The organism is Bacillus sp. FSL R5-0443 (assembly GCF_038608285.1).
Taxonomy (GTDB): domain Bacteria; phylum Bacillota; class Bacilli; order Bacillales; family Bacillaceae; genus Bacillus; species Bacillus velezensis.
The window spans coordinates 1,208,085-1,221,943 of record NZ_CP152013.1; the positions used below are offsets into that span (position 1 = coordinate 1,208,085).

The 13,859-nt window shown below is 44.1% G+C and carries 14 protein-coding genes; 12 read left to right on the forward strand and 2 right to left on the reverse strand.

All coding sequences use genetic code 11. From position 1 onward, the window contains the following. Positions 1-184: 184 nt before the first annotated feature. The 9 genes from uxaC to NYE28_RS06305 all read left to right on the forward strand — a co-directional run bounded on the left by uxaC (position 185) and on the right by NYE28_RS06305 (position 9,828). Positions 185-1,582, forward strand: a complete 1,398-nt coding sequence (uxaC, locus tag NYE28_RS06265; protein ID WP_094031660.1) for a glucuronate isomerase — start codon at positions 185-187, stop codon at positions 1,580-1,582. Between the two features lie 23 nt (positions 1,583-1,605). After that, positions 1,606-2,991, forward strand: a complete 1,386-nt coding sequence (locus tag NYE28_RS06270; RefSeq protein WP_025284594.1) for an MFS transporter — start codon at positions 1,606-1,608, stop codon at positions 2,989-2,991. 76 nt (positions 2,992-3,067) lie between these two features. Continuing rightward, on the forward strand, positions 3,068-4,066 hold the full coding sequence (locus NYE28_RS06275) for a LacI family DNA-binding transcriptional regulator (protein WP_025284595.1): 999 nt from the start codon (positions 3,068-3,070) through the stop codon (positions 4,064-4,066). A gap of 75 nt (positions 4,067-4,141) precedes the next feature. After that, complete coding sequence (locus NYE28_RS06280) at positions 4,142-5,587, forward strand: tagaturonate reductase (protein WP_076423943.1); 1,446 nt, start codon at positions 4,142-4,144, stop codon at positions 5,585-5,587. Beyond that, positions 5,584-7,077, forward strand: coding sequence for an altronate dehydratase family protein (locus tag NYE28_RS06285; protein WP_160222990.1), 1,494 nt, complete (start codon positions 5,584-5,586; stop codon positions 7,075-7,077). The genes NYE28_RS06280 and NYE28_RS06285 overlap by 4 nt, the downstream gene beginning before the upstream one ends. A 183-nt stretch (positions 7,078-7,260) precedes the next feature. After that, complete coding sequence (locus tag NYE28_RS06290) at positions 7,261-7,932, forward strand: response regulator transcription factor (RefSeq protein WP_015417275.1); 672 nt, start codon at positions 7,261-7,263, stop codon at positions 7,930-7,932. Further along, the gene (locus NYE28_RS06295) at positions 7,929-9,287 is read left to right on the forward strand and encodes a HAMP domain-containing sensor histidine kinase (RefSeq protein ID WP_025284598.1); all 1,359 of its coding nucleotides are present in this window, start codon (positions 7,929-7,931) and stop codon (positions 9,285-9,287) included. The genes NYE28_RS06290 and NYE28_RS06295 overlap by 4 nt, the downstream gene beginning before the upstream one ends. A gap of 112 nt (positions 9,288-9,399) precedes the next feature. Further along, a complete protein-coding gene (locus tag NYE28_RS06300; protein WP_236655736.1) occupies positions 9,400-9,495 on the forward strand; it encodes an ATP-binding cassette domain-containing protein in 96 nt (31 codons plus the stop codon). 141 nt (positions 9,496-9,636) lie between these two features. After that, a complete protein-coding gene (locus NYE28_RS06305; protein WP_025284599.1) occupies positions 9,637-9,828 on the forward strand; it encodes a hypothetical protein in 192 nt (63 codons plus the stop codon). A 73-nt stretch (positions 9,829-9,901) separates the two neighbouring features. Here the strand turns inward: NYE28_RS06305 and NYE28_RS06310 are convergent, their stop codons facing one another. Continuing rightward, positions 9,902-10,666, reverse strand: coding sequence for a sulfite exporter TauE/SafE family protein (locus tag NYE28_RS06310; protein WP_025284601.1), 765 nt, complete (start codon positions 10,664-10,666; stop codon positions 9,902-9,904). A gap of 144 nt (positions 10,667-10,810) precedes the next feature. After that, on the reverse strand, positions 10,811-11,278 hold the full coding sequence (locus NYE28_RS06315; RefSeq protein WP_025284602.1) for a DinB family protein: 468 nt from the start codon (positions 11,276-11,278) through the stop codon (positions 10,811-10,813). A 205-nt stretch (positions 11,279-11,483) separates the two neighbouring features. Between NYE28_RS06315 and NYE28_RS06320 the strand changes: the two genes are divergently transcribed. From NYE28_RS06320 to NYE28_RS06330, 3 genes are all read left to right on the forward strand, one after another. After that, a complete protein-coding gene (locus NYE28_RS06320; RefSeq protein WP_087920760.1) occupies positions 11,484-12,620 on the forward strand; it encodes a Rap family tetratricopeptide repeat protein in 1,137 nt (378 codons plus the stop codon). Beyond that, positions 12,610-12,744, forward strand: a complete 135-nt coding sequence (locus NYE28_RS06325) for a PhrA family phosphatase inhibitor (RefSeq protein ID WP_003154881.1) — start codon at positions 12,610-12,612, stop codon at positions 12,742-12,744. Before NYE28_RS06320 ends, NYE28_RS06325 begins: the two co-directional genes overlap by 11 nt. Positions 12,745-12,886: 142 nt before the next feature. Next, entirely contained in the window at positions 12,887-13,840 is a 954-nt protein-coding gene (locus NYE28_RS06330) for an N-acetylmuramoyl-L-alanine amidase (RefSeq protein ID WP_015417280.1), read from the forward strand. Positions 13,841-13,859: the final 19 nt, after the last annotated feature.

A 13,859-nucleotide genomic window follows, 5' to 3' on the forward strand; every position in this document is an offset into this window, starting at 1 on the left:
CCTTAAAATCACACAGAAGACATTGCCGGACTTTCTCGGCAGTGTCTTTTTTTGTATGAAAATGTTAACGGATACAATTTTCTGAAAAATAAAATAAAAATGATTGATATGTGAGAAAGAGGAAGCTAAAATAAAAAAGAACCATTTTGTTAACGTTAACATTTTTAAGAGGGAGGATGAAAGTGTGAAAGCTTTTATGGGTGATGATTTTTTACTGGATAGTACAACGGCCGTAAAGCTGTACAGGGAATACGCCGAAAACATGCCGATCATTGATTATCACTGTCACTTAAGCCCAAAGGAAATCTATGAAAATAAAACCTTCGCAACGATTACGGAGGCATGGCTTTACGGTGACCACTACAAGTGGCGGATCATGAGGGCCAACGGCATTGAAGAGCGCTGCATTACCGGAAACGCTTCAGATGAAGAGAAGTTTTTCGCCTGGGCAAAAACGGTGCCGATGGCGATAGGCAATCCGCTGTACAGCTGGACGCATTTAGAGCTGCAGCGCTGGTTCGGCATTTATGACGTATTGAATGAAAAAACGGCCGCGGCAATTTGGAAAAAAACGAATGAGCTCCTGCAGGGAGACGGGTTTGGCGCAAGGGATCTCATTCTGAAATCAAATGTCAAAGTCATTTGCACAACCGACGATCCTGCCGATGCGCTGACATACCACGAACTGTTGAAAGAAAGTGATTTTCCGGTTCAAGTGCTGCCCGGATTTCGGCCTGACAAAGGACTGGACATCAGCAGCCCGGGTTTTGCCGATTGGGTCCGTTCGCTGGAGAGCGCTTCCGGAATGGCTGTCACCACCTACCAATCGTATTTAGATGCGTTAGAATCCCGCGTCCGCTTTTTTCACAATGCCGGGGGAAGAGTGTCGGATCATGCGTTAGATCAAATGGTTTATGCCGAGACGACCGAAGAGGAAGCGGCCCGGATTTTTGCAGCCGGATTAAGCGGAGAGCATGTGTCTTTTGAAGATGAAAAGAAATTCAGAACACGGACGCTGCAATATCTTTGCGGTCTTTACGCCGAACTGGACTGGGCGATGCAGTTCCATATAAACGCGTTAAGAAATACCAATACAAATAAGTTCAGCAGCCTCGGTCCTGATACGGGATATGACTCAATTAATGATGAACGTATCGCAAAACCGCTTGCCCGGCTGTTAGATTCCGCCGAAAAAAAGCGGCAATTGCCTAAAACGATTTTGTATTCTTTGAATCCGAATGACAACTATATTATCGCCAGCATGATCAACAGCTTTCAGGATGGGAAAACACCGGGGAAAATTCAATTCGGCACAGCCTGGTGGTTCAATGACACGAAAGATGGAATGCTCCAGCAAATGAAAGCGTTATCGAACATAGGCCTGTTCAGCCGTTTTATCGGGATGCTGACGGATTCAAGAAGTTTCCTGTCCTATCCCCGCCATGAATACTTCAGGCGGCTTGTCTGCACGCTGATCGGCGGCTGGGCGGAACAAGGCGAAGCGCCTTACGATATGGAGCTTTTAGGAAAGATTGTCGAGGGAATTTGTTACCGGAATGCTGAGGAATATTTCCGCTTTTAAAAATGGAATGAAAGAGGTGGCCTATGAGTAATGTGCCTGTCGTGACAGCACCTGCCGCAAAAGTGAAGGAGCATAAGCTGAGTCTGAAAGAAAAAGTATCCTATGGTTTTGGAGATTTTGGGAACGGATTTATGTTTGATCTCGGGCAGATCTATTTGCTGAAGTTTTTCACAGATGTCGCAGGCATTCCGGCAGCGTTCGCCGGCAGTATTTTTTTGGTCAGCAAGCTGTTTGCGGCTTTGACTGATCCGATTGTCGGCTCGGCCATTGACTATAGAAAAAAGATCGGACCCCGGGGGAAATTCAGGCCGTACTTATTATTCGGAAGTATTATTCTTGCGGTCATGACCGTATTGATTTTTGTGTCACCGGACGTGAGCGTCACCTGGAAGCTTGTGTACGCCTATGCTTCTTACATGCTGTGGGGGGTCGCTTATTCTTTCGTCAATATTCCGTACGGCTCCCTCGGCGCGGCCATTACACAGGATGCGGAGGACAGAACGGCGCTTTCCGCATTCCGCCAGATAGGCTCCCTCGGCGCGCTGCTCATTACAAGTGTCATCGTCATCCCGATTCTTGTTCATTTTGATAACGCTCACATCGGCTACCCGGCAGTCATGGGAATGATGGCCGTAATCGGAATCGCGGGATTTATGATCTGCTACCGAAACTGCAAAGAAAGAATTATCGTCCGTGAAGCGCCGAAAGAAAAGCTTTCCGTCATGTCGGTTTTCAAATGCTTTATCGGCAACAAACCGCTTCTGACCGTCGTTTTCATGACGATTTTCTCAATATCGGCATACAACATTAAATCCGCTATGCTTGTTTACTTCGCCCAGTACAATCTCAACAATGCGGAGCTGATGTCCTACATGAGTTTTATCATCATCGGTTCTTCATTTTTAGGTGTTTTGTTTATGCCGAAACTCGTCAAACGTTTCGGAAAAAAGCAAACGGTGATGATCGGTTTTGCCGTCAGCGCCGCGGCTGATGCGCTGAATTTCTGTCTGCCGTCAAACGTATTTATCTTTACGGCGTTAGCGAGCATTGCTTTTATCGGGATCAGCATACCAAACGGCATTACGTGGGCGCTCGTGTCGGACATTATTGATTACGGAGAATGGAAGACGGGTGAACGGAAGGAGGCGACGACATATTCGCTTTTCAACTTCTCCAGAAAACTCGCCCAATCTTTATCAGGTTTTCTTTCAGGCATCGGGCTGAGCGTTATTGGCTATATCCCGAATGCATCTCAGACAAAAGGCACGTTAATCGGGATTAAAGGGCTTCTGCTGCTGTACCCGGCTTTCGCTTTAGCGTGCGCCATGCTGATTATCGGTTTAATGTATAAACTGACGGACCGGCAGCATGCCGAGCTCGTTCAGGACTTACATCATGCAAAACCTTAACTTTTGTGATTTTATGGACTGTCCGTTAATGGTACAATAGAAATAAATGCCAGCATACAGAAAGAAAGGAAAAACGATGGTAACCATAAAAGATATCGCAAAACTCGCCAACGTATCCCACACAACCGTATCCCGGGCACTTAACGGCAGCCCCTACATTAAAGAGCATACAAAACAGAAAATATTAGAGCTCGCTTCACAGCTGAATTACACACCGAATGTAAATGCAAAAAGCCTTGCCATGCAAAAGTCCCATACGATCGGGCTGTTTTTTACAAGCATCACAAACGGAACCTCACACAGCTTTTTTTCCGATACCATCAAAGGTGTAAACCGCACAATCAGTGAGGAATACAATTTGTTCGTCCGCGCGATTGACGACCTGAAAAGCTTTGAAACCATTACGCCCATGAGATATGACGGAATCATTTTAATGAGCCAAAGCGACAGTGATAATTCATTTATTTATCATATCCGCGAGAAAAACATCCCGCTTGTCGTGCTGAACCGGGACATTGATGACCGGAGCATCACGAATATCCTGTCAAACGATAAAGAAGGCTCCAGACAGGCGGTCGACTGCCTGATCGCAAACGGACACAGAGATATCGCGATCATTGAGGGAAAGGAAGGATTCAGGTCAACTTCTCAGCGGAAAGAAGGCTATTTGACATCTTTAATTGATCATTCTATCCCGATTAAGCATGAATACAGTGTAAAAGGCCGCTATGATATGGAAAGCGGCAGTCAGGCGATGGAGAAACTCTTGGCGCTTCAATCACCTCCTACGGCTGTTTTTTGTTCAAACGATGATATGGCGATCGGGGCGATGAACGCCATTTTCGCCAAAGGCCTGAACGTTCCGGAAGATATATCCGTTATCGGGTTTGATGACATCGGCATTTCCCAATACATGACGCCGAGGCTTTCGACAGTAAAACGCCCGGTTGAAAACATCAGCATACTCGGCGCAGAGAAGATTTTGGCTCTAATCGCCGACCCGGATACGGCGGCGGAAAAAATATATGAAAACACCGAGGTGATCATAAGAGATTCCATTAAAAAACTCACATAACGGCCCGTCTGAATATCCGGGTTTTCACACGGAGGAATGTTAACGTGTGCATAAATGCAGAAGGAGGCGGACAGCTTGCAGCAGCTGAATAAAAAGATGTGCGGCGAATACATTCAATATCCTGAAAAAGTCCTTCAGTTCGGTGAAGGCAACTTTTTGCGGGCTTTCGCTGACTGGCAGATCGATCAATTGAATCAATTGACGGATTTTAACGGAAGCGTTGTCGCCGTACAGCCGAGAGGCTCTGAGAAAATCAAACGTTTAAACGAGCAGGACGGTTTATTTACGCTTTTTTTGCAGGGGATAAAGGACGGAAAACCGGCTGAAGAACACATGATCGTCAAATCCATCAGCCGCGGCATTGATCTTTTTTCTGACTATGATTCCTTTAAACGGCTGGCAGCACAAGAGGATCTTCGTTTTATCATTTCTAATACGACGGAAGCGGGAATCACGTTTGAGAAAGGCGACCGGCTTGAGGATAGACCTCAAAAAACATTCCCCGGGAAATTAGCGGCGTTCCTTTATTTCCGCTATAAGGCATTTGCGGGTGACGCCGAGAAAGGGTGCATTATGCTTCCATGTGAACTGGTCGAAGAAAACGGACGGAAACTGAAGGCGGCCGTGCTTCAATATGCCGGGCTGTGGGAGCTGGAACCTGGTTTTACTCAATGGATTCATGACGCGAACATCTTCTGCAATACCCTCGTGGATCGGATTGTTCCCGGATTTCCTGTTGATACCGCGGAAGAACTTACCGATTTTCTCGGATACGAAGACCGTCTGCTTGTGGTTGGTGAGCATTATTATTTGTGGGTGATAGAAGGGCCGGAACAGCTTCAGAATGAGCTTCCTTTTGCTGAGGCCGGGCTGAACGCACTGATCACGTCTGACCTTACGTCTTACAGGACAAAAAAGGTGAGAATCTTAAACGGCGCTCACACGGCATTGGCGCCAGTGGCTTTACTATACGGACTGCAAACCGTCCGGGAAGCGGCTGAGCACGAGATGACGGGCAGATTCATCGAAGAGCTGATCAATGAAGAAATTCTCCCTGTGCTGCAAATGGAGGGTGTCACCCAATACGCGGCAGATGTGTTACAGCGGTTTAAAAACCCTTATATCCACCATTATCTGCAAAGCATTACCCTTAACGCCGCCGCGAAATTCAAAACAAGAAACCTGCCGACGCTGAAGGCTTATATCGAACAGGAGGGCCGGCTACCTGAGAAGCTGGTATTTTCGTTCAGCGCCATGATCTATTCATACTGGAACGGACCGAACAAACCGGCAGACGGCGAGGAGGTTCTTAACCGTTTTCAAATGGCGCGGTCCCGTTGCAAAGATGATATGTTTCAAGCGGCATCTGCCATATTAGGAGAAGAGCGATTGTGGGGGAAGAATCTGAATCATCTTCCGGGGCTTACCGAACGAACGGCTTTTTTTCTGTCTGTCATTCATAAGCGGGGTATGAAGCATGCGTTACATGAATGCTGCGGAAAAAAGGGGGAAGTGAAATGAAAGAGGTCATAAAAATCCATAAAAACGATAACGTGCTTCTCGCCATGCGCCATTTTAACAAAGGGGAGCGGCTGCATACAGACGGACTGACGATTGAAGTGAAGGACCCTGTAAAGCGGGGGCATAAAATCGCGCTGCAAACCATTGAAGAAAACGGCAGCATCATTAAATACGGTTTTTCAATCGGGCGTGCGACAAGGCGGATTTCGGCCGGCGAGCATATTCATACCCATAATCTGCAAACGAATTTATCCGATGTGCAAGAATACACGTATTCACCGCGCTTCGAGGACAATCCTTTTACAAATGAGAACCGGACATTTAAAGGCTACAGAAGAGAAAACGGTACATCCGGCGTCCGGAATGAACTGTGGATCGTGCCTACAGTCGGCTGCGTAAACGGCGTCGCTGAGAAAATCCTGCAGCGCTTCGTAAAAGAGGAGAAAGACATTGCGCCCTTTGACAATGTGCTGGTTTTAAAGCACCAATACGGCTGCTCCCAGCTTGGCGATGATCATGAGAATACGAAACAAATGCTGATGAACGCCATCCGTCATCCAAATGCGGGCGGTGTGCTGGTTTTAGGGCTCGGCTGTGAAAATAATGAGCTGGCGGCGATTAGGGAAACGCTTTCTGAAGTGAATGGAGATCGGGTGAAATTTCTCGAATCACAAGCTGTCACAGATGAAATTGAAGCGGGTACTGCGCTTCTTAAAGAGATACACCTTGCGGCAAAGGGAGATAAACGTGAGGAGATTCCGCTGTCAGAATTGAGCATCGGATTGAAATGCGGCGGGTCGGACGGTTTTTCCGGCATCACGGCAAACCCTTTATTAGGGAGATTTTCAGATTACTTGATTGCACAGGGAGGGAGCACGGTCTTAACGGAAGTGCCTGAGATGTTCGGCGCTGAGACGATTCTCATGCAGCGTGCGGCGAGTGAAGAAGTGTTTCATAAAACAGTCCGATTGATCAATGATTTCAAGCAATATTTTATGAAGCACGAGCAGCCGATTTATGAAAACCCGTCACCAGGGAATAAGGAAGGCGGCATTTCAACGCTCGAAGACAAGTCGCTCGGCTGCACCCAAAAAGCCGGTCTTGCACCGGTTTCTGATGTGCTGACATACGGTGAAACACTGAAGACAAAGGGATTGACACTGCTCAGTGCGCCCGGCAATGATTTAATCGCTTCTTCAGCGCTCGCCGCGGCGGGCTGTCACATCGTTTTGTTTACAACCGGAAGAGGCACGCCGTTCGGCACATTTGTCCCGACTGTGAAAGTATCAACAAATACCGATTTATTTCAATCAAAGCCTCATTGGATTGATTACAACGCGGGCAGATTGGCGGAAGACCAAATAACAGAAGATCACATTGTAAGAGATTTTATTCAATACATTATTAAAGTTGCAAGCGGAGAATTCGTCAATAACGAAAAAAACGATTTTCGGGAGCTTGCAATTTTTAAGTCCGGTGTGACATTATAAGGGAAAAGGCGATCTGACAACAGACCGCCTTTTCGAGTTGACTTATCGTTTTGCCCCTTGATGAATTGTGAATATCTATAAGTTATAATAATGGAATGGTGCCTTACATAAAGGAGATTTTTATAATATATATAATTATTATGGAAGATTGATTTTCAGTCACATATTTCAGAGGGGGTCCTAATGAATAACATTTTATACATTGAAGATGACCAAGAAATTGGCCAATTTGTAAAAGGTGATTTAGAAGATCGGGGCTATATGATTATATGGCTCACTTCTTCCTATAATTACGAAACATATATAGAAAAGGCTGATCTGATCGTGCTTGATATAATGATGCCCGGTTTAGACGGATTTACAATCGGTCAAAGGATGAAAAAAACACATCCGCAGATCCCGCTCTTGCTTTTAACAGCCAGAACGGGTCTGGAAGATAAGCTGAAAGGCTTAGGATTTGCGGATGATTACGTGACAAAGCCCTTTCATCCCGATGAATTGGCTGCTCGAATCGAAGTATTATTAAGAAGATTTGACAAGACTGCCATTCATGAATTGAAGCTAAAACACTTAAGTGTTCACTTGAAAGAAAAAAGAATTTTAAATCATCAAAGTCATGAGGAAATATTTTTAACTGATAAGCAGTTAAGGATTTTTTTGCTTTTGCTTAGACATCCCAATCAAATATTAACAAAGGAACAAATTTATGAAAATATTTGGGAACAGCCTTATATCGAAGGGGATAAGACGTTGATGGTACATATCCGGCATTTACGGCAAAAAATCGAGATCAATCCAAATGAGCCGGAAATTCTTGAAACAATCAGAGGGATTGGATACAGGATCAAACAATGAAATTATCAACCAAATACCTTATTAATATCGTTGCCTCAATTTTGTTTTTTCCGATAGCCTTTTTAGGCGTGAATTTTCTATACTATGTCACATTAACATACTTGATTGATCACCAAGGGCAAGTACACTATGAACCAAACAAGTTGGAAAGTGATTGGAAGTCTGATGTGGAAGATTTTTCAGGGAAATCCAATCGGGAAATTACGTCTGCTTTCCCGCACATGAAGCAATATAAACACTCTGATATTGTATGGATAAATGATAAGGGAAAGGTGATGTTTTCTAACTCAGAACGGTTGGCCAAAAAGGGTGAGGTTATTCACCTTAGCGAATTGATTAAAATGATAGAACAAAACGAAAAGAAATATTTATTGCTGAGTGCTTATGTAAATGGGAGTGAAGACAGCGGATATGCATTTTTAGAAACTCCGCGCTCAATTATAGGATCTCAATGGGAGGTTATGAGGGCTAAGTATTCCTATATATGGTTTATCGCCTTGATTTTTGTCTGTTCACTTTTTGTGATTAATTCATGGATGTTTTTTGCGAAAATACAAAAAAGGTTAATTTCTTTGGGGTATCATATGAAAAAACAAGATAATGACGGCATACCGGAATTTGTAACAGTTAAACAGAAGGATGAACTGGGCCAAGTGGAATATTCATTCAACCAGATGGTTGAGGAACTAAGGAACAGCAGACAAAAAGAGCGCGAAGAAGGCGAAATCCGAAAAAACTTGATTGCTGATTTATCTCATGATTTAAGGACCCCTCTTACGGTTATAAGAGGGCATACATTTACATTAAAGAATGAAATAAGCAGTGAAAATGGAAAGCATTCTTTAGGGATCATAAACGATAAAATAACGTTTATGGGCGAACTGATTGACAATTTGTCATCATTTTCTCTTCTTGCCGCAGGTAAATTGCCGCTTCATAAAAAGAGTTGTGACATATTAAAGATAATACGTTCTTCGTTAACAGCTTGGTATCCGATTTTTGAGAAAGAGCACTTTACAATAGATATTGATCTGAAGGAAAACATCGTATGGGAAATAGACGAGACTTGGTTGAAGAGAATTCTTGATAACATTTTTCAAAATGTTTTGCGCCATGCTCATTCAGGAAAATACGTTTCCGTACAGACAAAGCTAATTGAAAACAAACCCGTAATCATAATTGAGGATAGGGGCCCGGGAATGAATAATAAATCTGAAAGAAAAGGCGCCGGGATTGGCTTATCGATCATTAATATGATGCTTAAACAAATGGGGCTTGAACATAAAATAAAGAGCAATCAAAACGGAACGATTTTTATAATTTATCCAAACAGCAGTGAATACGTGAAGCCGTAGAGGCTTCACGTATTTTTTATGTTGAGAAATTTAAACGCAAATTAACCTTGATTATATCTTCTTTTTAACCTCGTAAGTTTATATTATAAACAGAACAAGACGGAAAGGGATGATGCGTTTATTAGGTCCCAACGGTGCAGGAAAAACGACATTGCTTAAAGTTCTTTTAGGGATATTTCCTCAAACTTCAGTCCCGGCAAGCGATTAATAGCGACATTTTTTCTGCTGCTATGAACTTAGTAACGTTTCAATTCTAGTAATGAAAATGTTAGGTCGCAATAATTTTATCTTTTTCCCAGACTAATAGGCATATTTGAAAAAATAAAATGTAAATAGAGGATGATTTGACATGGAACAGGTTATTTTTGTGATTTCAATGCTCGCTTTAGGAGTTACACTGGTGACATTTTTCGGAATGATTTTGAATGACGGATTAAGAGGAGTATTAAACTTCTCAAGAAAACCCGTAAAATTTATGGCTGGATCATTTCTGGTATACATTGTTATGTTTGCTGTTTATATTTTAATAAGTGTAGGGTAATATTGAACTTTTATAGAGGTACTCGTTGGGGGATTTCCCAAATAAAAAAGCGATCCCGTAGAGGGACGCTTTTTTATATTAATTTGATTCCGCTGATTAAAATAATCGCCGCCATCACAAACTGCAGGGGGCGCGGTGAGAATTTCGGCGAAAAGAAGCTGCCGAGAAGCACACCCGGCACAGAGCCGATCAACAGATTCAATACAAGCAGGTAATCGACGCTTCCGAAGCTTGCGTTTAACAGACCGGCAGCAGTTACGAGCAGAAAGGCATGTGCGATATCCGTTCCCACCACTTCTGCCGTTTTCATTCTGAACAGGTATAACATGGCGATCGCAAATAATGAGCCGGACCCAATAGATGTCAGGCCGACGATGAAGCCGAAAATGACGCCGATCATTATCAAGAGTGTCCGCTTTTCTTCAAGCGTTTTTTGCTGCCAGCGGTTCGGCCGCAGTCTTTTATCGAAAAAAAGGCGGGCGATAATGGAAATGGCGACAAGGGTCAGTACGTAGCCGAGCGCCTGTTTGATAATCTGCTCCTGATGCTGGTGAAAAGCGGGAAACACGTGAAGAACACCGATGGCGGCTGTTGCGCTGGGAATGCTTCCGAGCGCCAAGTAACCGACAAGTTTAAATTGAACGGTGCGCTGCTTCCAATGAGAAACGACACCGAACAGTTTGGTGATGGAGTTATATAAAAGGTCAGTGCCGACGGCGATTGAGGGGTTGATCCCCAAAACGATCAGTAAAGGAGTCAAAAGCGCCGCTCCTCCCACACCCGTCAATCCGACAAGCGTTCCGACAAAGAAACCCATAAACACAATGCTTACTGTCATCTGTGTGCCTCCTGAATAATCCTACTATTTTTATCAGATTATATATGATTAAGAGGCGGTAATCAATTAAATTTTCGGAAAATTTTATACAGAACAAAAAATCCGCCAGCCTGCTGTTATGTCGCAGACCGGCGGATGGCCGGATTATGATTTTTGCTGATAAAACGGAAGTTCCGTGTGGCCCATTTCTCTGACATACACGAAAAGATTGCCTTTATGATGAATTTCATGCTCCATGGCAAGCTGAAGGAGAGCCGCGCCGGTCACTTTTCTGCCGAAAGAGGCGGTCAGGTCAATTTCGCGGTTCAGCTGCTCTTCTGTCAGCTGTGACAGGATGTCTGTCGTTTTTTCAGTACACGTTTCAGCCAGTTTGACGAGGTCTGTTTCTGCTTCTTCTTTCGGTTTGTTCTGGATGGCTGATGCGTTTCCGTCGTTAATGACGTTTGCAAACATAAGAAAAGAATAAACCATGTGTTTTACAAGTTCCTGAGCGGACATTGATGTCTCTGCCGGCTTGTAATCGTAATGTTCGCGGCTGATTTTTTCCGCCAGCTCAATCGTCACGTTTCGATGTGACAGAAAGTGGCTGACCAATTGATTTTGTGCTGTCATGTGAAAACCCCCATTTAATACAGAATAAAAAGCTGCAAGGATATGCTATATCAACGGCACGGAAGAAACAAGCAATAAGCTTGTGACGGAGATAAATCGTTGCGGATATCCGAAATTCGACAATTGCGGTCTTTTTGCGTTCTTCTTTTTCTAGCAAATATGATAAAATATGACATATCTCGGTCATTCCAAAAGGGGGGATTTATTGAGGATGAAGCAGACTATTCCGTCCTCTTTTGTCGGGCTCAAAATTAATGAATGGTATACCCATATCCGGCAGTTTCACGTCCTTGAGGCGGAGCGCGTCAAACGTGAAGTAGAGAGAGAGATCGAGGATATGGAAGAAGATCAGGATCTGCTGCTGTATTATTCATTAATGGAATTCAGACACCGTGTCATGCTGGATTACATCAAGCCCTTAAAAGAGGACCCTTCTCAGCCTGAGTTTTCAGAATTATTGGAAGACATTGAAGGCAACCAGTATAAACTGACAGGACTGCTTGATTACTACTTTAATTTTTTTCGAGGAATGTACGAATTTAAACAGAAAATGTTCCTAAACGCCATGATGTATTACAAACGGGCTGAAAAAAACCTTGCACTCGTTTCTGATGACATCGAGAAAGCTGAGTTTGCTTTTAAAATGGCCGAGATATTTTACAACCTGAAACAAACCTACGTCTCCATGAGTTATGCCGTTCAAGCCCTTGAAACGTACCAATCGTATGAGACGTACAACGTCCGCAGAATCCAATGTGAATTCGTTATTGCAGGGAATTATGATGACATGCAGTATCCAGAAAGAGCATTGCCCCACTTAGAACTTGCTTTAGATCTTGCAAAACAAGAAGGCAATCCCCGTCTTATCAGTTCAGCCTTATATAATCTCGGAAACTGTTACGAAAAAATGGGAGACCTCTCTAAAGCAGCCGAATATTTTGAGACATCCGTTTCCATTTGCAGGTCAGAAAAGTTCGATAATCTTCCGCATTCTATTTACTCATTAACACAGGTTCTTTATAAACAGAACACTACAGCCGAAGCAGAGAAGCAATACCGCCTCGGGCTCAGTATCGCCCGCGAATACAATGATGAATTGTTTGTGAATCTGTTCCAATTTTTACATGCGTTATACGGCAAGGAAATGGATAACGCATCCGTCAGGCACACGTTTGATTTTCTGGAAGAACACATGCTGTATCCGTATGTGGAAGAATTGGCGCATGACGCTGCCAAATTTTACATGAAACACGGACAGCCTGAAAAAGCGCTCACGTTTTATGAAAAAATGGTGCACGCCCAAAAACAAATCCAGAGAGGAGATTGTCTATATGAAATCTAAACTGTTGTCAGGATTGCTGCTTGTTGCTGTCGGGTTCAGCTTTACACAGGTGATCGGCCATGAAAGCCATTTGGAAAACCAAGCGGACGGCACATTCCATATTGCCGCGCGCAACCAAACATAACATAAAGACCCTTCTGTGGAAGGGTCTTATTTTTTGCGTGCGTATCCATTCCATTTTTATCCGAATGCAGGGTCTATATGCTCAAGTTATCTGTCCTACGAATGCCACCTATTGATGAAAAAGGCATAAGGAGAGATGAAGAGTGGGGATTGAAGTGAAAAAACGGCTCGTATCGGCTGATAAATATGCGTTAAAATGTCCGAATCCGATGACGCCGGAGTATATTACCATTCATAACACGGCAAACGACGCATCCGCCGCTAATGAAATCAGCTATATGACGGGAAACAGCGAATCAACGAGCTATCATTTTGCGGTTGATGACAAAGAAGTGATCCAGGGAATTCCGTTGGACCGGAATGCCTGGCATTCGGGAGACGGCACGAACGGTACCGGAAACCGAAAGTCGATTGCTATAGAAATCTGTTACAGCAAGTCAGGCGGCGAACGGTACAGAGCCGCAGAAGAACTGGCGATTGCGTTCGCGGCGCAGCTTTTGAAAGAACGGGGCTGGGGGATTGACAGAATCAGAAAGCATCAGGACTGGAACGGAAAGTACTGCCCGCACCGCATTTTGTCTGAAGGCCGCTGGGATGAAGTGAAGGCGAAGATTGAAAAAAAATTAAGCGGGAGTATGCCGGCGAAAAAAGCCTCTATTGCTTCTTCCGCGTCTGAATACCATGTGAAAAAAGGCGACACCTTATCGGAAATCGCCGCATCGCACGGTGTCAGCGTAAAATCGCTGCAAAGCATCAACCATATCACCGATCCGAATCACATTACAGTCGGACAAGTGATCAAGCTCGCTCAGACGGGTTCTTCTTCAAAAAGTCAGGCTGTGTCTTCCTATCCGCTTCCATCCGGTGTGATCAAAGTGACGAAACCGCTGACGAAAGGGACAAACGTAAAACAAGTGCAAAACGCTTTATCCGCTCTTTATTTTTATCCCGATAAAGGAGCAAAAAATCATGGGGCGGACGGCGTTTACGGTCCGAAAACGGCAAATGCCGTAAAACGTTTTCAATCCGTCAGCGGATTAACGGCAGACGGAATTTACGGCCCGAAAACGAAGGCGAAAATTGAAGAAAAACTGTAATCAATAAAACGGAAGCTCC

Bases quoted from the DNA above. Each gene is read 5' to 3' on its own strand.
- NYE28_RS06270 (WP_025284594.1), top strand. From the start codon at position 1,606: ATGAGTAATGTGCCTGTCGTGACAGCACCTGCCGCAAAAGTGAAGGAG.
- NYE28_RS06275 (WP_025284595.1), top strand. From the start codon at position 3,068: ATGGTAACCATAAAAGATATCGCAAAACTCGCCAACGTATCCCACACA.
- NYE28_RS06285 (WP_160222990.1), top strand. From the start codon at position 5,584: ATGAAAGAGGTCATAAAAATCCATAAAAACGATAACGTGCTTCTCGCC.
- NYE28_RS06290 (WP_015417275.1), top strand. From the start codon at position 7,261: ATGAATAACATTTTATACATTGAAGATGACCAAGAAATTGGCCAATTT.
- NYE28_RS06295 (WP_025284598.1), top strand. From the start codon at position 7,929: ATGAAATTATCAACCAAATACCTTATTAATATCGTTGCCTCAATTTTG.
- NYE28_RS06300 (WP_236655736.1), top strand. From the start codon at position 9,400: ATGCGTTTATTAGGTCCCAACGGTGCAGGAAAAACGACATTGCTTAAA.
- NYE28_RS06305 (WP_025284599.1), top strand. From the start codon at position 9,637: ATGGAACAGGTTATTTTTGTGATTTCAATGCTCGCTTTAGGAGTTACA.
- NYE28_RS06310 (WP_025284601.1), bottom strand. From the start codon at position 10,666: ATGACAGTAAGCATTGTGTTTATGGGTTTCTTTGTCGGAACGCTTGTC.
- NYE28_RS06315 (WP_025284602.1), bottom strand. From the start codon at position 11,278: ATGACAGCACAAAATCAATTGGTCAGCCACTTTCTGTCACATCGAAAC.
- NYE28_RS06325 (WP_003154881.1), top strand. From the start codon at position 12,610: ATGAAATCTAAACTGTTGTCAGGATTGCTGCTTGTTGCTGTCGGGTTC.